Genomic DNA, 16,430 nt, shown 5'->3' with positions numbered 1-16,430 from the left:
GGCGGCGTCCTCCAGTCGGCCGACGTTCCGGCCGATACCCATCGGGTGCGGGCACACCCGGCCGTACGCGCGCCCGGAGGTCCAACGAACAGATGAGTGCCGTCCCCGAGGAGTTCCCCGAACCGTCCGAGTCCTGGGACCCCGTCCCAACCCTCCCCGGTCCGAGCTACTTCCACCCCGAGGTCTGGGAACAGGAGCAGGAGAAGGTCTTCGCCGCCGAATGGATCTGCGTCGGTCGTGCGGAGGAGCTCCCCGAGTCCGGTGACCTGGTCACCCGCGAGGTCGGGACCGAGAGCGTGATCGTCGTGCGGGGCAAGGATCGCGTGATCCGCGGGTTCTTCAACGTCTGTGCCCACCGGGGAACGCGGCTGTGCGACCCGGGGGCGGGTCACGCGAAGTCCGGCGTGATCAAGTGTCCGTACCACGCATGGACCTACGACACGACCGGGAAGCTCGTCGGCACGCCGAACGTCCTGGCGGACGAAGGCTTCGATCGCTCGCGCTACCCGCTGCACACGATCGCGGTGCAGGAATGGAACGGATTCGTGTTCGTGAACCTGTCCGAGGCTCCCGCTCCGATGGAGGCGTTCCTCGCTCGCAACCCCGAGGGAGATCCGACGCGGTTCTGCGCGAACTGGCATCTCGACGAGCTCAGGATCGCCGAGACGATCACCTACGGCGTCGCCGCGAACTGGAAGGTGATCGTCGACAACTACAACGAGTGCCTCCACTGCCCCGGCATCCATCCCGCGCTCGTGGATCTCGTGCCGCTGTACCGGCGTGGCCTGTCCGAGAGCGTCGAGGGCGCCCGGCTCGCCGACGGCGTGACGACCCTGACGACGTCCGGAACGACGAGCAGGCCCTCGCTCCCGGACCTCACGGCCGAGGAGTGCTCCTCGTATGCGGGCAACACCCTCTTCCCGACGCTGCTGATCAACCTGCAGGCCGATTGCGCGATGACCTACCGCCTCGAGCCCCAGGGGCCCGACCGCACGAGGATCGTGAGCGATTACCTGTTCCACCCCGACACGATCGCGCGCGAGGACTTCGATCCGTCCGACGTCGTCGAGCTCTGGGACCTGATCAGCCGTCAGGACTGGGCGGTCTGCGAACGCGCGCAACTCGGGATGGCGTCCCGGTCGTACCGGGAGGGCGGGGTGTACCCCTACAACGACCGTTGGATCGCGGCGTTCAACGATCGGTACCAGGAGTCGATGGCCTAGCCCTCCGTGCTAGCGTCCGCCACGACGTGGTAGGCGCCTCCGAACACGACCGAGCGGATCTCGCGGCCGAGGTCGATCTCGTGACGTTGGACGCCGGGCGTCTCGCGCGGATGCAACGCGCGATGGCGTCCCATGACCTCGAGGCGTGTCTGTTCTTCAAGCCGGCCAACGTTCGCTACACGACCGGGTCCTCGATCATGACCACCTACTGCCTCGGAAACCTCGTGCGGTGCGCGCTCGTTCCCGCGGAGGGAACCCCGATCCTCTACGAGCACGGGGGCACGACCCATCTCTCGTCGCTGCGCGCGCCGGACGTGCGGGAGATGCATCCCTGGGAGTACTCCGACGATCCGCGCGCCGACCTTCGGGCATGGGCCGGGCAGATCGCCGACGGGCTCCGCGAGCTGGGGGTCTCGTCGCGCCGGCTCGGAACCGACCGGACCGCGCCGGCACCCACCCGCGCCCTGGAGGACCGAGGGCTGTCCCTGGTCGATACCGACACCCTCACGCTGGATGCACGCGCGGTGAAGACGGAGCCCGAGCTCGAGCTCCTCCGCCGCAACGGCCGCCTGGCCGTCGCGATGCTCGAGCGTTTCGAGCACGCGATCGTTCCCGGGGTGCGCGAGATCGACCTGCTCGCCGAGCTGACCGACGAGCTGTTACGCGGGGGCGGGGAGTACCTGATCACCCGAGCGTGCGTCTCGGGGCCGAACACGAACCCCTGGAACCTCGAAGCGACCGATCGCGTGGTCGAGGACGGTGATCTGGTGTTCGTGGACACCGACGCGATCGGCATCGAGGGCTACTTCGCCGACGTGTCGCGGACGTTCCTCGCCGGGGATCGAGCACCGACGCGTGCCCAGCTCGATGCGTATCGCGCGGCCTACGACTGGCTCGCGGCGACGCGTGAGCTGCTCGGTCCCGGCCCGACGATGCGGGAGTTCTCGGAGCGGGCACCCCGCTTGCCGGAGCGCTACCGCGCGCAGCGCTACGAGTGCCTCGCCCACTCGGCCGGGCTCGAGGACGAGGGACCGTCGATCGCGTGGCCGGAGGATCCCCACCCGAACCCGGACCGCCTGCTCGAGCCCGGGATGGTCCTGTGCCTGGAGGTCTACTGCGGCGAGCTCGGCGGCCGTGACGGCGTCAAGCTCGAGGACCAGGTGGAGATCACCGCCACCGGCTGCAGCGTGCAGGCTCCCTATCCGTTCTCGGAGCGCTTGCTGCGCTGAGGGACCGCTCGCCCGCACTAGGCTTGCTCCAGCCCGTCGTACCGATCCCCCGGGGATGAGAGGAGAGTGCCGTGACCTTCGAGCTCTTGGGTGAGCTGAACTGGCTGGCCGTCATCGTGGCCGCGCTCGCGTACTTCGCGATCGGAGCCCTCTGGTACTCGCCGCCGGTGCTCGGGAACCGGTGGCAAGCGGCGGCAGGCACCTCGACCCCGGCGGGTGGCGACGGGCCCGGCCCGGCCGTCTACCTCGTGCCGCTGGTCGGGAGCGCCCTGTCGGCGATCGCGCTGGGCATGATCACCGAGGCGACGGGGACCGACACCGTGAGCGAAGGACTCGTCCTGGGACTCGTCGTCGGGATCGGCTTCGCGATCGGGATCGCGATGGTCACCGCGACGTTCGAGACGAGCAAGCCCAAGCCGATGACCTGGGGCGCGATCAACGCGGGCTATCACGTCGTCGGCAACCTCGCCGCCGCCGTGATCCTCGCGGTTTGGAACTGACCCGCCTGCGCCGACTCCCGACGCGCTAGCGGCGGGCCTCGTCCCGAGGTCCTCCCGGCGGGGACCGGTCCGGTCGGCCCCGAGGGAGCGCGCCGGCACGGTGCGCGAACTCGATGGCTTCCTCGAGCCACGCCAGACGCTGGGCCGGCGTGGCCTCCAGGCCGTTCGTGAGCCGGGCGAGTCGATCTGCCTCCCAGCCGTCCGATGGCTGCTTCGACGCGACCCGGATCTGCATGTCGTCGAGATCGACGACCTCTGACCCGATCCAGAGCTCCTCGAAGTCGATCGGGTTCTCGACGAAGAGGTTCAACGAGCGCATCGGGTTCGCTGGGTCCCACAACGAGAGCACGCGCATGTCCCGGTCGGCGATCCATCGAGCTCGAACCTCGGGATCTGCGAAGTCGGACGCATCGACGGGGACACGGGGTCGGAGTCCGAGTCGCTGGAGCCCGTCGATCGCGTCCCTCGCGGCCTGCGGAGCAAGATCGATCGCGATGTCCAGGTCCGCGGTGAGGCGGGCGTGACCGTGCAGGACCACCGCGACCCCTCCGACGACGACGTAGCGGACCCCGGCTTCGTCGAGCGCCGCGAAGATCGGCTCGAACAGCCCCATCGCCCGACTATAGAGGCACCGGTCGATGCTTCGACTACCGTCGGGCTACCCCGTCGCGAGGCCCGGAAGCATCTCGTCGAGTACCTCTACGAGGGGCCACGCACCCTCCGAGGTGTTCGAGATCACGGTGTAGTGCAGCTTCGACTCGGGATCGTAGGCGGAACGGAACGAGACGCCGGCGTCGTATCCCTCGAGCATCGCAGTGTCCCGGTCCGGGCGGAGCCAGAAGCCGAGCCCGTACCGCTTCCCCTCCGAGGGAACGTCGTTGCGCGGCCGGACCATCTCGTCGACGATCGGTGACGGGACGATCGCCCCGGCGAACAGCGCGGGCCAGAACGTGGCGAGATCGGCCAGGGTCGAGTACGCGCCGCCGTCGCCCACGCCACGAACCGGCATGTGGAGCTGATTGGTTCGCCGGGAGCCGTCGACTTCGAGGTAACAGAGCGCCGCCGACCCGGGCAGCTCGTCGGATCGCGGGAACCCGGTCGAGGCCATGCCGGCGGCGTCGAAGACCCGTCTCCCTAGGACGTCGTGGTAGTCGAGACCGCTCGCCGCTTCGACGACGAGGGCGAGGACGACGTAGCCACTGTTGTTGTAGGCGAAGCGATCTCCAACGCCGAACGCGGCCGGGCGTCCGCGGACGGCAGCGCGAAAGTCGGCCGCGCGTGCGAGGCGGTGCACGGGGACCCCCATGACGTAGTCGCTGATCTCGCAGCCGGCGGATTCGTCGATGTAGTCGCCGATCCCCGAGGTGTGCGCGAGCAGATGCTCCACGGTGACGGCGGGATCGATCAGCTCGAGGTCGTCGTTCAGCAGGTCGCGGACCGAGGTCTCGAGGGTGAGCGTTCCATCGGATACGAGCGCCATCACCGCGAGGGCGGTGAACCCTTTCGTACCGCTCGCGATCGCGAACCGCGTGTCGGTGGTGTTCGGGATGCCGTGGGCCCGATCGGCGAGACCGGACGCGCGTTCGTACAGCAGCCGACCCTGGCGGGAGACGTGCACGACACCGGAGTAGCCGCTTTCGTCCGCGATGCGGTCGATCGACGCCTGCAGGTCTGCATCCATCGGGACATCCTAGCGACGAGGACCTGCCCGGTGGTGCCGTCGGGATCCGGTGCCGCCATACTGACCGCATGTCCACATCGCAGACCCGCACCCAGTTGCTGGCCGAGGAGGATCGATGGTGGGGCGAGCTGCATGCCCTCGTCGACGCGATGCCACTCGACCGGATCGCGACGCCCGGGTACTTCGCCGAAGGATGGTCGGCCAAGGACCTCCTCGCTCACATCGGGAGCTGGCTCGCCCTGGCGGGGGCGGTCCTGGAGCGGATCCGGTTCGGCACCTACGTCCCCGACGAGATCGACATCGACGCGATCAACGCGGAGTTCTACGAGGACATGAAGGACGTTCCGTTCGAGACGGTGCGGGGCCAGGCCAACGCGGCGCGCACGCGCATGCTCGGCGCGTGGGGAGCGTTGCCCGAGGACACGCACGAAGCCGACGGGTGGATCCGCAAGGCGGGACCGGAGCACTACGCCGAGCACCTGCCGAGGCTCAGGGAGTGGCTCGCCGAGCTCGAGACGTAGCGTCGCGCCGCGCTAGGACCGCGGCGACGATCGGGTCGATCACGCGGGCGATCAGCGGACCGGCGATCGCGAGGATCAACACGTAGGCGCCCGCGAGCGAACCGAGGTCCGCCGCGATGCCACCCGCCACGCCTATGCCGGCGATCGCGATCGAGAACTCTCCGCGCGCGATCAACGCCGCTCCGGCCCGGAAGCGGCCGCGCGTCCGGATCCCCTCGCGCCGAGCGCTCCACCATCCGGTCGCGAGCTTCGTTCCCGCCGTGACCACCGCGAGCGCCGCGGCGACGGGGAGAGCCGGCAGGATCGAGGCGGGGTCGATCGACAAGCCGAAGAAGACGAAGAAGACGGCCGCGAACAGGTCGCGCATCGGGCTCAGCAGGTCCCGGGCTCGATCCGCCGACGGTCCGGACAGCATCAATCCCACGATGAAGGCGCCGACCGCCGCGGAGATGCCGATCTGCTGGGCGATCCCGGCGACGAGGAAGGTGATGCCGAGGATCGTCAACACCAGCGTCTGGTCGGAGTGGCTGAAGATCAGCTCACTGAGGACATCCCCCCATCGGTAGGCGACGAGGAACAGCACGGAGACCGCTCCCAGCGCAAGGGTGAGGGTGACGATGCCGTCGACGGGCCCGACCCCACTCACCAGCACCGCGATCACCGAGAGGTACACCGCCATCACGAGGTCCTCGATCACGAGGATCGAGATCACGACGGGGGCCTCGCGGTTGCCCACCCACCGCAGGTCGTCCAACAAGCGCGCCACGATCCCCGACGAAGAGATGTAGGTGATCCCGCCGAGGAAGACGGCGGCGATCGGTCCCCATCCGAGCAGCAGTCCCGCCAGGAAGCCGGGAGGGAAGTTCAGCAGGAAGTCCACCGCGCCCGACGGCGCGTGCCGGCGGATGCCGGCCGTGAGCTCGGCGGCCGAGTACTCGAGCCCGAGCATGAACAACAGCAGGATCAGTCCGATCTCCGCGCCGAACTCGACGAACTCCCTCGCGGTGATCAGGGGGAACACGCCGCCCTTACCGAACGCCAGACCGGCCACGAGGAACAGTGGTGCTGCGGGGAGTCCCCATCGGGCGGCGATGCGCGCGAGCACCGCGAGCCCCACCACGATCCCGCCGAGTTCCAGCAGGAAGGTGGCTTCGATCACCGCGTCAACCCGTCCGCAAACGAACGACGAGCTGTTCGATCCCACGCGGGGTGCCGACGACCACCAGGGTGTCGCCGAACTCCAGGGGTTGCTCGGGCCCGGGCGCGGGGATCGGATCGTCCCCCCGGACCACCGCCACGATCGATACGCCCGTGCGGGTCCGCGCCTCTGTGTCGCCGATCGTTCGTCCGGCGAACGGGCCCTCGCGGATCGGCAGCCAGTCGATCGCCAGGCCTTCGATCTGCTGGCGGAGCCGTCCCAGGTCCTCGACGACCCGCGAGGAGCCCAGCAGCTCCGCGAGGGTGCGGGCGTCCTCCTCGTCGAGGGAGATCGACTCCTTCGCGGTGTCGGGGTCGTTCTCGTCGTAGATAAGCAGGTCGATCCGGCCACCCTGCCGTTGGAGCACACCCAGACGGGTTCCGGTCTCCGTCGAGAACTCGAAACGTACGCCGAGCCCGGGCAAGGGGGTTTCGCTCACGACCGCCATGGGCCGTATCTTGCCAGGCTTCTCGTCGGGTTGCGAAGCCTCAAACCCGTCCGCAGTGGCTGACGTGAGGGCTAGTTCGCGATCAGGCTGTGCGGGTCGATGACGAACTTCTTGGCGGCTCCCTTGTCGAAGTCGGCGTAGCCTCTGGGGGCCTCGTCGAGTGAGATCGTTTCAACGTTCACGTTCCTGGCGGGATGCACCTTGTCGTGCAGGATCGCCATCATCAGGCCCCGGTGGTACTTCATCACCGGACACTGACCCGTCGCGAACACGTGCGACTTCGCCCAGCCCAACCCGATCCGGATACCGAGCTGTCCGATCTTGGCGTCGTCGTCGACGGCGCCCGGGTCGCCGGTCACGTACAACCCCGGGATCCCGATCGCCCCGCCGGCGCGCGTGATCTCCATGACGGAGTTCAGCACGGTGGCCGGCTTCTCGACCACGGTGTCTCCGCCGTGACCGCGTGCCTCGAACCCCACGCAGTCCACCGAGCTGTCGACCTCGGGGACGCCGAGGATCTGCTCGATCTGATCGGCCAGCGGCGCGCCCTTGAGGTCGATCGTCTCGCAGCCGAAGCTGCGGGCCTGTGCGAGCCGCTCGTCGATCATGTCACCGACGATCACGACGGCCGCGCCCAACAGCTGCGCTCCCGTGGCACAGGCGAGCCCGACCGGCCCGGCCCCGGCGACGTACACCGTCGAGCCCGGTCCCACACCCGCCGTAACCGCTCCATGGAACCCGGTCGGGAGGATGTCCGAGAGCAGGGTCAGGTCCTTGATCTTCGTCATGGCCTGGTCCTTGTCGGGGAACTTCAGCAGGTTCCAGTCCGCGTAGGGGACCATCACGTACTCGGCCTGCCCGCCGATCCAGCCCCCCATGTCGACGTAGCCGTAGGCCGCGCCGGGGCGGGCGGGGTTCACGTTCAAGCAGATGCCGGTCTTGCCGTCCTTGCAGTTGCGGCACCGCCCGCAGGCGATGTTGAACGGGACCGAGACGAGATCCCCGACCTCGATGAACTCGACGTCGCGGCCCTTCTCGACCACCTCACCGGTGATCTCGTGGCCGAGGACGAGCCCGGCCGGGGCCGTCGTGCGCCCGCGCACCATGTGCTGGTCGCTGCCGCAGATGTTCGTGGCGACGGTCTTGAGGATGACACCGTGTTCACACTTGCGGTTGCCGAGAGCAAGCTTCGGGTAGTCGATGTCTTGCAGCTCGACCTTCCCGGGCTCGATGTATGCGACGCCGCGGTTGTCTGCCATCGCTGATCTCGCTTTCGTCTCGATCCTTCTGCGGGTGGTGGGGCGGATGTGTGCCGCGTGTCAGCTGACCGCGTCCGCCCCCGCCTGCGCGACCGTGTGGTCGTCCTCGACGCTGGAGCCCGAGACGCCGATCGCCCCGATGATCGTGTCGCCGTCCTTGATCGGAACCCCGCCGGGAAACGTGATCAGACCGCCGTTGGAGTGCTCGATGTTGTACAGGGGCCCGCCTGGCTGGGACAGTCCGCCGATGTCGCCGCTGTTCATGTCGAACCCTCGAGCGGTGCGAGCCTTCTTCTGGGAGATGTCGATGCTGCCGAGCCACGCACCGTCCTGACGACAGAACGCCTTGAGGTTGCCGCCGGCATCGACGACGGCGATGTCCATCTTCGTGCCGATCTCGTCGGACTTCGCGACGGCCGCCATGAGCGCGACCTGAGCCTGTTCGAGGCTGATGTCTTTCGTGTTGAGCGCAGCCATGCGGCAGCACCACCCTTTCTGTGGACGCACGGAACGGGGAAGAGGCCCGGACCGCTCGGTTGCGTTCCTTCTATCACCCCCGCCTGAGCGGGCGCAACTCCACGAGTATCCCTGCGATCACCGAGCCGATGGGCGACGGACACCCGCGGTTCTCTTCGTGTTCATCTCTGCCGCATATCCTTCCAGGACGTGACCTTCCCCCAGGAGCGTCGATCCGGATCTCGGTTCTCGCCGCATGTCGCACGCGGCGGCGCGAAGGAAGACTGGATGTGGGAGCTGCTACCCGCCGCGCGACCTGACGTTCGGGTCGGCGGCGAACGCCAGCAGCGGTGCCTGGTGCTCCTCGTAGTGTTCGATCGTCTCGCTGGTGAAGTACTCGATCGCCTCGTCTGTCGCCTCGGCTTCGGCCCAGGCCGCCAGCAGCTGCCTCCGAACGTCGTCGACCTCCGCGAGCACCTCGACCATCGGCAGGGACCGCGACCGCTGCTGCTCCCTCAGGTTCACGTCGTCGGTGCTGGCTTCCTCCCCTCGCCATCCCTCGCGCGAGGCGCGGATGACATCTCTCCACCAGAACGCGACGTGCCATACGACGTCCTTCGCCGACCATCCAGCCTCGAGAGCCGGCGTCTCCCGTCGCTCCTCGGGTACGGCGTTCACGGCGTCCTGGAACCGGGCCCACGCCTCCGCTTCCCGTCGTGTCACATCCTGCTTCGTCGTCATCGTGCGCCTCAATTCGCATCCGGGTGGGCGACAGACTAGCTGGACCTGCGAGGCCGAGATCGAGGAACGACCTCCAGCCGCGTCGGGGCCCTCGCGTTCGTGATCGGTCCGGCTCCTCCACTGGAATGGCCGAACCCGTGACGATCGGGCCCTTCGGCCGTTGCCCTTCGGGGCGCCTGATGGCTAGGCTCGTGCGCATGTTCCGTCGCCGCCTTGTCGCACTCATCGCAGCGATTCCCCTCGTCCTCGTGACGTTCGTAGCGGCCCCCGCCGGGGCACAGTTCCCCGGTACGAACGGAGGCATCGCCTTCGTTCGCCGGAGCGGGTCGGGGGCCGACGGGTACGATTCGACGCTGCGCATCGTCGGCCCCGCCGACAAGCGGAGGACGGTGGCCGCAGGCTTCGAAACGATTCACGATCTCTCCTGGACCGCGACGGGGCGGCGTCTCGCCTTCGATGGGGAGCGAGGCGGCCGCTCCGGCGTGTGGGTTGTTCGGGCCGACGCACGCGGGTTGCGCCGGATCCTGGTCCGAGGCGCCAGCCCTTCGTGGGCGCCGAACGAGGGGAAACTTGCCGTGATGACGGAGAGGTCGCACGACGACGAGTCGCCGATCAGCCAGATCTTCATCGTCACCCTCGACGGTGAACGGACGCAGATCACCGAGGGCTCCCCACACTTCGATCCCGCATGGTCCCCCGACGGGGGCTGGATCGCATTCCGCACGCGCGTCGAGATCGACGGTGCGACGGTCGGCGCGATCGGAACGATGCGAACCGACGGAACGGACCGGAAGTTGCTTGCTTTCGGGAGCCTGGGATCGCCGGACTGGTCACCCGACGGCCGACGGATCCTGTTCACCCGCCGGAAGACCACCGCGGTGATCGACGACGGGAAGCACGACTGCAGGTCCGAACGGTTCACCGTAGAAAGCGTGCTTGCTACCGACGGCTCCGATCGCGTCGTCCACTACGTCGCCACGTGGCCCTCTGCCGATGGAAACCCGTACGCCGGTGGCTACGCCGACGCCCGATGGTCGCCGGACGGGCAACGGATCGTGGTCGTCGAACAGCGGCACCTCTTCAGCGACGCTGCATGCGGTGGCGACGACGACGAGGACACGATCGTGACGTTCAGGGCGGACGGAAGCGATTATCGGTACCTCCTGAACGAGCGGCCGGAGGAGGATCTTCACGAGCCCGCGTGGCGGCCGATCCCGGTTCCATAGGGGTGGCTGAAGCTGCGACGGCTTCGATCGTGCGACGGTTTCACCGCGGCCGACTCCGTCAGCTTCGCTTCGAAGGTCATTGCACCGGTCGTCTCTCTGCGGTTGCCTGGCGTAGTGATGAGAACCGACCTTCGAGGCGAAGCTGACGCGCCGCGTCCGCACGGCGGGAGCTGATCCAATGGCTCATCGCTCGAGCACCTTCGGGCCACCGCGGCTCAGCATCGCCGCTGCCTTGACCGCGATCACCGTCGTCTTGGCGATCGCGCTGGCGATTGGAGTGATCGTCCTGTGGCCGGGCGAACTCCGCGAGCTCGACTCGCAAGGGATCCTCAACCGGGGGGCGGTCTTCCCGGCGACCGTGGTCTCACTCGAATACGGTCCGTGCTCGAACGCCGATCCGACCAGCGGAACCGAATGCCGGACCATCGGGCTTGAGCTCGGTGGGGGGCCCGACGAGGGATCGACCGCGTCGATCGAGGTGCCCGATGTCGGAACCTCCATCGAGGTCGCCGAGGGTGATCGGGTGGTGCTGGCCTACCAGCCTGACGCTCCCAGAGGCCTTCAGTACTCGCTCGTGGATCGGGACCGAAGGCCGACGTTGCTGCTGCTCGCCGGACTGTTTGCTCTGGTCGTGATCCTGCTGGGCAGGCTGCGCGGCATCGCGGCTCTCGTTGGGCTCATCGGCACGGTCGTCATCCTCCTCACCTTCGTGTTGCCCTCGATCCTCGACGGTGCTTCTCCTGTGTGGGCCGCTGTCGTGGGTGCAGGGGTCGTCGCCTATATCGTTCTCTACCTTGCCCACGGCTTCTCGGTGCGCACGACGGTCGCCCTGCTTGGGACCTTGTCGGGCCTCGCCTTGACCGCTGTGCTCGCCGACGTCTTCGTCGGACTCGCCCACCTGTCGGGTTTGGGGAGTGAAGAGGCGGGCATCGTCACCGCGCTCGGCATCGACCTCGATCTATCAGGACTGGTCCTCGCCGGCATGATCATCGGCGCCATGGGTGCGATCGACGACGTTGCGGTTACGCAGGCATCCGCTGTATGGGAGTTGGCCACGACCGACCCAACGATGCGACGACGTGACCTCGCAAGGGCAGGGATGCGAGTCGGGCGCGATCACGTCGGCTCGATCGTGAATACGCTCGTGCTCGCGTACGCGGGCGCGTCGCTCCCGCTGCTGATCGTGTTCACCCTCTCCGAGCAGTCGCTCGGGATCGCCGCGAACGGCGAGGTTCTCGCCACGGAGATCATCCGTACCCTCGTTGGCTCGATCGGCCTCGTCGCCGCAGTTCCGATCACGACGTGGCTCGCCGCCCGCGTGGTTGTCGACACGGTCAGCTCAGGTGCAGGCGGTCCGCCACCCTCGTCGAGGTAGTAGTGGGCGGAGCACCGGGCGGCGAGGGGGAAGCAGGATCCGGGGCGGTCACCTCGATCCGGCGGGGGCCGCGACGTATCCGTCGTCCGCGGGTGAGCTCGGCTAGAGGGGAAGCCAGAGCTTCACTGTGGTCCACCAACCGCCGACCTCCTCAGCCCGTGATCGCATCGCCGCTAGCCCCACAGCGGCTCTGACAGGTCCGACGGCGACAGACCACGACCGTCGTCGACGACCTCGACGTAGATCCCTCCGTCCCGTTCCTGCAAGGAGACGGAGACGGTTTCCGCCTGCGCGTGCTGCCGGACGTTGTCGATCGCTTCGTGCGCGACGCCGAGTGCCACGCCGTACAGACCCTCCGGTGGTTGCGACGGAAGCCGGTCCTGAACCGACCAGCGGTAGCCGCACGTGTCGGCATGACGAGCGAGGAGTCCCTCGATCGCGACGCCGAGGCGGCGGCGCCCCAGGGCGGGCGGTTGGATCTCGAACACAAGGTCGCGGAGTCCCTCGATGCCGATCTCGACGGCCTGCTCCAACTCGTCCAACGCACGATGATCGAGCATCCCAGGACACGAGATTGCGCGCCCCGGTCATCGAACGGCCTCAAGCCCCCCGCAGTTCCGACGGGTCTGCTGCGCGGCTCCGACGGTCTCGCATTCTCAGAGGAGAGTCAGACCGAGGCCTTTACTATCCTGACACGAGATGGTATACATCTCTGATGGATACGACTCCGGGGTGGGGATCGGCCGCGCTCAGAGCCCTCTCCGAGCAACTCCAGGACTCCGACGCTCGATTCGAGTTGGTCGTCGTCGGTGGCTCTGCGCTCGTGGCGCTGGGATTGGTGTCCCGCGTCACACGCGACATTGATGTTGTCGGCATCCTGGCACAAGGTGAGTTGGTTCCTGCGGATCCGCTCCCCGAACCTCTCGTCGCCGCGGGTGCGCGGGTTGCGCGGGATCTCGGGCTGCCACCCGATTGGCTCAATGCCGGCCCGACCGCTCTCTTGGACTTTGGTCTTCCCTCGGGTTTCCTCGATCGGGTCCATCGCGTAGACGTCGGGCCGAGTCTCGCCGTCCTGTACGCCGATCGCTTCGACCAGATCCATCTGAAGTTGTACGCGATGGTCGATCAGGCGGGAGGGCGGCACGAGGACGACCTTCGGGCCCTTACCCCGACGCCCGACGAGTTGTTGATCGCGGCTCGCTGGACGAGGACGCACGACCCCTCGCCAGGGTTCCGTGGACAGCTGTCCCTCGCGCTCGAGCGGCTTGGAGTGGACGATGCCGACGTCGAGTAGTCAGCAGCTCCGGCAAGCCGTTGCGGATGCCGCGTGGACGCAATGGGCGCATCTCGGTGTTTCCGTGGAGGGACTGTGGGTCGAGAGGAGATGTATCGACCCGGAGGCCCTCGTGTGGCTCATGTTCGTGCCCGGAGGTGTCAGCGATCCGCGCCTCGTCGACGCGACCAGCGACTGGCTTGCGCTTAACCGCGATCTCCTATCCGTTCACAGGCTTCGGAATCTCTTCCGATCGGGGCCAGGAGCCGTGGACGAGCCGGTATCCATCCTCAGAGGAGGAGAACAGGGGAAGAGGCGGATCGCGGCCGCGCCGAAGGCGCTGGAACCGGATCCGATGCTGCCCTCGAACTTCGCCGTTCGCTTGCGGCTCCTCATGGACGCGGGTGCGAGGTCAGAGGTCGCTCGATTCCTGCTGACCTGGCCGGGCTCGGAGGCCGACGCGCATCACGTCGCCGAGGCGGCTGCGTTCGCCAAGCGGAACGTGAACGACATCTTGCTCTCCTTCGTTCGTGCCGGTGTCGTCGACGAGGCGTGGGCCGGGAATCGTCGGGTCTTCTCCGCCGACAAGAGCCGCTGGCGCGCGTTCCTGGGGTTGGGTTCGGAGGAGCTGCCCGGTTACATCCCGTGGATCCGCCTGTTCCGACCCACCGTTCGCATCCTCAATTGGCTCGAAGATGCGGGAGAGGCCGGCAAGAGTCGCTACCTCCGATCGAGCGGCGCTCGTGACCTGATCGAAGATGCACGAGCCGATCTGGTGGCATGCGGCGTCGACGTCCCCGACCCTCAGAGATTCCCAGGAGACGCCTTCCTGGAGCCCTTTGACGAGCTGGTCTCGGAACTGGCAGTTCTTCTGCAGCGTGCACCACAGCGCATGCCGTGATCGCCGAGCGCGGTCGAATCGCCCGTCCTCCAGCACGAGTGATGCTCGACCGACCTTCGGAGTGTGTTCCGCTAGAGTTCATCTGGACCCCCTTTCGCCCGCCTCCTGTGCCAAGGGGCTCCTCGCGGGTGCAACCTTCTTCAGGTGACATGCAACGCCATGCGCAGGATGAGGGTTATCTACCTAGATGAGGACAGGTCAGGCCGACGCGGACCCCTCAAGCCTCGAAGCTCGGCCCTTCGCGCGCTTCTTTGAAGACGAGTACCCACGATTGGTGCGTCTGATCTACGCCGTGACTCTCGACGTGGCCGAGGCGGAAGACGTGTCTCAGGAGGCGATGGTGCGTGCCTACGAGCGATGGGATCGCGTCCAGGCGATGAGTTCCCCGGAGGGGTACGTCTATTCAACCGCCCTGAATCTCCAGCGCAAACGACTGCATCACCTGAAAGTGCGTGCGCGAAATCTGCTTCACCTCGATCGCCGCTCGCCGATGGAGTCGCACGTACCCGGCGAGATCCTGTCAGCCCTGGCCTCGATCTCGCCCGGACAGCGAGCAGCGATCGTTCTCGTGGAGTGGCTCGGCATGAATTCCGAAGAGGCGGCCGAGACTCTTCGAATATCACCGGGGTCGGTGCGAAGCCGTGTCCATCGGGCCAAGCAGACGCTGCGGGCGAGTCTAGGGAGTGATGAGGATGCGTGAGTTGAAGGATCGGCTCGACAGAGAGCTCAGGGCAGTCCCGCTGGCCCCTCTCAAGCTGCATGACCTTCAGGCTCGCGCCCACGCTCGCATTCGGACACAGCGGATCATTGCCGGAGTGCTCGCGCTCGTGGTCGGGTCAGCTGCGGTTCTTCTGGTCGCTCAAACATTCGGCGAACCACCATCCACGACCGCGATATCCAGCGATACTGACGGCCCCGCCGTTGAGGTGCTCCTCTCCTCGGAGGAAGCTGATCCGATCGGAACGATCGAGTTCGATGGCGTAACTCGAACGTATCGCCCGAACGGCTTCTGCCCAGCGCCGGATTGCAGAAGCGTCACACACGACCCGATCCCTGCGGAGTATCTCGACGTGCCACCGAGTAGTTCGGTCCGGTTCAGAGGAACCCTTGATCCAGTGTCGGCTCAGGTGACGCTCCAAACTCATAGATCATCTGTCGACTTCGGAGAGTTGGCAGTCGACATCGAGGACCGCGTTGCTCGGCTAAACCTTCCGGTAGCCGGTCCGTCCTTCTACTTGCTGGACATCACGGCCCTCGGGGACAGGGGATACACACATTTCTACTTCGGGCTATCGACTGAGGGGCCTTCAACCTCCAGCTCGACGGACACCGAGTCCCTCCCGGTTGGCGACACTACGCGGATGGAGGTCTACGAGGCCGCGGTCAGGCACTTGATCAGCCTAGAGGCCGCCGGGAGGTGGGACACGATCTTCATTCGCGAAACGCTCTGCGAGAACGCGGACAGCGGTTCCTTCGGTAAGGATTGCGAAACCGCCTTCACGCCGCAGGAGCAGTCGTACCTTGCAAACCGACTGGCCGACGAAGCGCGCGTGTTCTTCGTCACCGACTTCAGCGAGGTGCACGATCGCGATCGGCTTTGGGCGAGCGGTCGGGGAGTCTACGTTTGGGTCGGACCGCTCCACCGTCGGAACGATCACTTCGAGGTCGCGGGGAGCATGGTCTGCGGCGGACTGTGCGGAACCGGGTCGGCATGGGAGGTCCGTCAAACAGCGGCGGGCTGGAAGGTCGTAGGGACGGTGGAGGGGGCGGGGAGCTGGATCGCCTGAACCCGTCGGTTCGACGGTCACGGTGAGCCTGCCGTTCGGCCATCCGTGTAAGCAGATCAGGTCGTGGGAGTGTCCTTGCTGTCATGAGCAACGTTCCGTCGCCCTCGATCTCGGAGGCAAGCCCCGATCTGCTCTTCGAGGACTTCTTCGTGTCTCAGCGCCAATCGCTGTTTACCGCTGTGTACCTGGCGATTCGTGACCGGACCGAAGCGGAGGAGGTTACTCAAGATGCCTTCGTGCGCCTCCTCGAGCGATGGGGGGACCTTGGTCACGTTCAGGACCTTGAGGGATATCTGTTCCGGGTCGCATTCAACCTGATCCGGAACAGACGTCGCAGGAGCCTGGCCGCCGTCCGCCGCGTCTTCGACCGGACCGAGCGCGACGAACTCTCGGCGATCGAGGCTCGCGACACCGTGTCGCGAGCTCTGGATCGGCTCACCCCGAGGCAGCGAGCGGTGCTTGTGTTGGTCGATCTCAGCGATCGAACCACGGAAGAGACGAGCCAGCTGCTTGGGATAAAGCCGTCTACGGTCCGCGTCCTGCTTGCACGAGGACGGGACGGCCTGAGGGAAGGAGTATCCCGTGACGACATCTGACAGTCGAAACCTGCTC

19 protein-coding genes are annotated in these 16,430 nt (G+C 67.0%); 11 read left to right on the top strand and 8 right to left on the bottom strand.

Annotated features, from left to right (window positions below):
• Positions 1-92 precede the first annotated feature (92 nt).
• The 3 genes from WEF05_01240 to WEF05_01230 all read left to right on the top strand — a co-directional run bounded on the left by WEF05_01240 (position 93) and on the right by WEF05_01230 (position 2,952).
• Positions 93-1,223: an aromatic ring-hydroxylating dioxygenase subunit alpha gene (locus WEF05_01240; protein MEX1100523.1), complete on the top strand. Its 1,131-nt coding sequence runs from the start codon at positions 93-95 to the stop codon at positions 1,221-1,223.
• A gap of 26 nt (positions 1,224-1,249) precedes the next feature.
• Complete coding sequence (locus WEF05_01235) at positions 1,250-2,452, top strand: Xaa-Pro peptidase family protein (GenBank protein MEX1100522.1); 1,203 nt, start codon at positions 1,250-1,252, stop codon at positions 2,450-2,452.
• 71 nt (positions 2,453-2,523) lie between these two features.
• Positions 2,524-2,952: a DUF1761 domain-containing protein gene (locus WEF05_01230; GenBank protein MEX1100521.1), complete on the top strand. Its 429-nt coding sequence runs from the start codon at positions 2,524-2,526 to the stop codon at positions 2,950-2,952.
• Between the two features lie 25 nt (positions 2,953-2,977).
• Here the strand turns inward: WEF05_01230 and WEF05_01225 are convergent, their stop codons facing one another.
• Both WEF05_01225 and WEF05_01220 read right to left on the bottom strand, forming a co-directional pair.
• The gene (locus WEF05_01225; protein MEX1100520.1) at positions 2,978-3,565 is read right to left on the bottom strand and encodes a hypothetical protein; all 588 of its coding nucleotides are present in this window, start codon (positions 3,563-3,565) and stop codon (positions 2,978-2,980) included.
• 45 nt (positions 3,566-3,610) lie between these two features.
• Positions 3,611-4,633 (bottom strand): serine hydrolase domain-containing protein, encoded by a 1,023-nt coding sequence (locus WEF05_01220; protein ID MEX1100519.1) that lies wholly within the window; start codon positions 4,631-4,633, stop codon positions 3,611-3,613.
• A 68-nt stretch (positions 4,634-4,701) separates the two neighbouring features.
• Between WEF05_01220 and WEF05_01215 the strand changes: the two genes are divergently transcribed.
• A complete protein-coding gene (locus WEF05_01215) occupies positions 4,702-5,154 on the top strand; it encodes a ClbS/DfsB family four-helix bundle protein (protein ID MEX1100518.1) in 453 nt (150 codons plus the stop codon).
• Here the strand turns inward: WEF05_01215 and WEF05_01210 are convergent.
• The 5 genes from WEF05_01210 to WEF05_01190 all read right to left on the bottom strand — a co-directional run bounded on the left by WEF05_01210 (position 5,123) and on the right by WEF05_01190 (position 9,256).
• Positions 5,123-6,313, bottom strand: a complete 1,191-nt coding sequence (locus tag WEF05_01210) for a cation:proton antiporter (protein ID MEX1100517.1) — start codon at positions 6,311-6,313, stop codon at positions 5,123-5,125. The two genes, WEF05_01215 and WEF05_01210, sit on opposite strands and share 32 nt — an antisense overlap.
• A 4-nt stretch (positions 6,314-6,317) precedes the next feature.
• Entirely contained in the window at positions 6,318-6,800 is a 483-nt protein-coding gene (locus tag WEF05_01205) for a cation:proton antiporter regulatory subunit (protein MEX1100516.1), read from the bottom strand.
• Positions 6,801-6,871: 71 nt separating this feature from the next.
• Positions 6,872-8,059 carry a formaldehyde dehydrogenase, glutathione-independent gene (gene fdhA, locus WEF05_01200; GenBank protein MEX1100515.1) on the bottom strand — a complete coding sequence of 396 codons (1,188 nt, stop codon included), beginning with the start codon at positions 8,057-8,059 and terminating at the stop codon, positions 6,872-6,874.
• Between the two features lie 60 nt (positions 8,060-8,119).
• Positions 8,120-8,536: a heme-binding protein gene (locus tag WEF05_01195; GenBank protein ID MEX1100514.1), complete on the bottom strand. Its 417-nt coding sequence runs from the start codon at positions 8,534-8,536 to the stop codon at positions 8,120-8,122.
• Between the two features lie 279 nt (positions 8,537-8,815).
• On the bottom strand, positions 8,816-9,256 hold the full coding sequence (locus tag WEF05_01190) for a maleylpyruvate isomerase N-terminal domain-containing protein (protein MEX1100513.1): 441 nt from the start codon (positions 9,254-9,256) through the stop codon (positions 8,816-8,818).
• A gap of 197 nt (positions 9,257-9,453) precedes the next feature.
• On the opposite strand from WEF05_01190, the gene WEF05_01185 reads away from it, so the two are divergent.
• Both WEF05_01185 and WEF05_01180 read left to right on the top strand, forming a co-directional pair.
• On the top strand, positions 9,454-10,482 hold the full coding sequence (locus WEF05_01185) for a hypothetical protein (GenBank protein MEX1100512.1): 1,029 nt from the start codon (positions 9,454-9,456) through the stop codon (positions 10,480-10,482).
• A 232-nt stretch (positions 10,483-10,714) separates the two neighbouring features.
• On the top strand, positions 10,715-11,857 hold the full coding sequence (locus tag WEF05_01180) for a YibE/F family protein (GenBank protein ID MEX1100511.1): 1,143 nt from the start codon (positions 10,715-10,717) through the stop codon (positions 11,855-11,857).
• Between the two features lie 173 nt (positions 11,858-12,030).
• Here WEF05_01180 and WEF05_01175 read toward each other — a convergent pair whose 3' ends face one another.
• Positions 12,031-12,399: an ATP-binding protein gene (locus tag WEF05_01175; GenBank protein MEX1100510.1), complete on the bottom strand. Its 369-nt coding sequence runs from the start codon at positions 12,397-12,399 to the stop codon at positions 12,031-12,033.
• Positions 12,400-12,572: 173 nt separating this feature from the next.
• Between WEF05_01175 and WEF05_01170 the strand changes: the two genes are divergently transcribed.
• The 5 genes from WEF05_01170 to WEF05_01150 all read left to right on the top strand — a co-directional run bounded on the left by WEF05_01170 (position 12,573) and on the right by WEF05_01150 (position 16,414).
• Positions 12,573-13,151, top strand: a complete 579-nt coding sequence (locus WEF05_01170) for a DUF6036 family nucleotidyltransferase (protein MEX1100509.1) — start codon at positions 12,573-12,575, stop codon at positions 13,149-13,151.
• A gap of 247 nt (positions 13,152-13,398) precedes the next feature.
• Positions 13,399-14,031 (top strand): hypothetical protein, encoded by a 633-nt coding sequence (locus tag WEF05_01165; protein ID MEX1100508.1) that lies wholly within the window; start codon positions 13,399-13,401, stop codon positions 14,029-14,031.
• A gap of 187 nt (positions 14,032-14,218) precedes the next feature.
• Positions 14,219-14,731: a sigma-70 family RNA polymerase sigma factor gene (locus tag WEF05_01160; protein MEX1100507.1), complete on the top strand. Its 513-nt coding sequence runs from the start codon at positions 14,219-14,221 to the stop codon at positions 14,729-14,731.
• The gene (locus WEF05_01155; protein MEX1100506.1) at positions 14,724-15,818 is read left to right on the top strand and encodes a hypothetical protein; all 1,095 of its coding nucleotides are present in this window, start codon (positions 14,724-14,726) and stop codon (positions 15,816-15,818) included. The genes WEF05_01160 and WEF05_01155 overlap by 8 nt, the downstream gene beginning before the upstream one ends.
• Before the next feature lie 83 nt (positions 15,819-15,901).
• Positions 15,902-16,414, top strand: coding sequence for a sigma-70 family RNA polymerase sigma factor (locus tag WEF05_01150; protein MEX1100505.1), 513 nt, complete (start codon positions 15,902-15,904; stop codon positions 16,412-16,414).
• The last annotated feature ends 16 nt before the right edge of the window (positions 16,415-16,430 follow it).

This window comes from Actinomycetota bacterium, from assembly GCA_040881665.1.
Lineage (GTDB): Bacteria > Actinomycetota > UBA4738 > UBA4738 > HRBIN12 > JBBDWR01.
This window is presented reverse-complemented; position numbering and strand designations above follow the sequence as displayed.

Bases quoted from the DNA above. Each gene is read 5' to 3' on its own strand.
- WEF05_01240 (MEX1100523.1), top strand. From the start codon at position 93: ATGAGTGCCGTCCCCGAGGAGTTCCCCGAACCGTCCGAGTCCTGGGAC.
- WEF05_01225 (MEX1100520.1), bottom strand. From the start codon at position 3,565: ATGGGGCTGTTCGAGCCGATCTTCGCGGCGCTCGACGAAGCCGGGGTC.
- WEF05_01220 (MEX1100519.1), bottom strand. From the start codon at position 4,633: ATGGATGCAGACCTGCAGGCGTCGATCGACCGCATCGCGGACGAAAGC.
- WEF05_01215 (MEX1100518.1), top strand. From the start codon at position 4,702: ATGTCCACATCGCAGACCCGCACCCAGTTGCTGGCCGAGGAGGATCGA.
- WEF05_01205 (MEX1100516.1), bottom strand. From the start codon at position 6,800: ATGGCGGTCGTGAGCGAAACCCCCTTGCCCGGGCTCGGCGTACGTTTC.
- fdhA (MEX1100515.1), bottom strand. From the start codon at position 8,059: ATGGCAGACAACCGCGGCGTCGCATACATCGAGCCCGGGAAGGTCGAG.
- WEF05_01195 (MEX1100514.1), bottom strand. From the start codon at position 8,536: ATGGCTGCGCTCAACACGAAAGACATCAGCCTCGAACAGGCTCAGGTC.
- WEF05_01190 (MEX1100513.1), bottom strand. From the start codon at position 9,256: ATGACGACGAAGCAGGATGTGACACGACGGGAAGCGGAGGCGTGGGCC.
- WEF05_01185 (MEX1100512.1), top strand. From the start codon at position 9,454: ATGTTCCGTCGCCGCCTTGTCGCACTCATCGCAGCGATTCCCCTCGTC.
- WEF05_01170 (MEX1100509.1), top strand. From the start codon at position 12,573: ATGGATACGACTCCGGGGTGGGGATCGGCCGCGCTCAGAGCCCTCTCC.
- WEF05_01160 (MEX1100507.1), top strand. From the start codon at position 14,219: ATGAGGACAGGTCAGGCCGACGCGGACCCCTCAAGCCTCGAAGCTCGG.
- WEF05_01155 (MEX1100506.1), top strand. From the start codon at position 14,724: ATGCGTGAGTTGAAGGATCGGCTCGACAGAGAGCTCAGGGCAGTCCCG.
- WEF05_01150 (MEX1100505.1), top strand. From the start codon at position 15,902: ATGAGCAACGTTCCGTCGCCCTCGATCTCGGAGGCAAGCCCCGATCTG.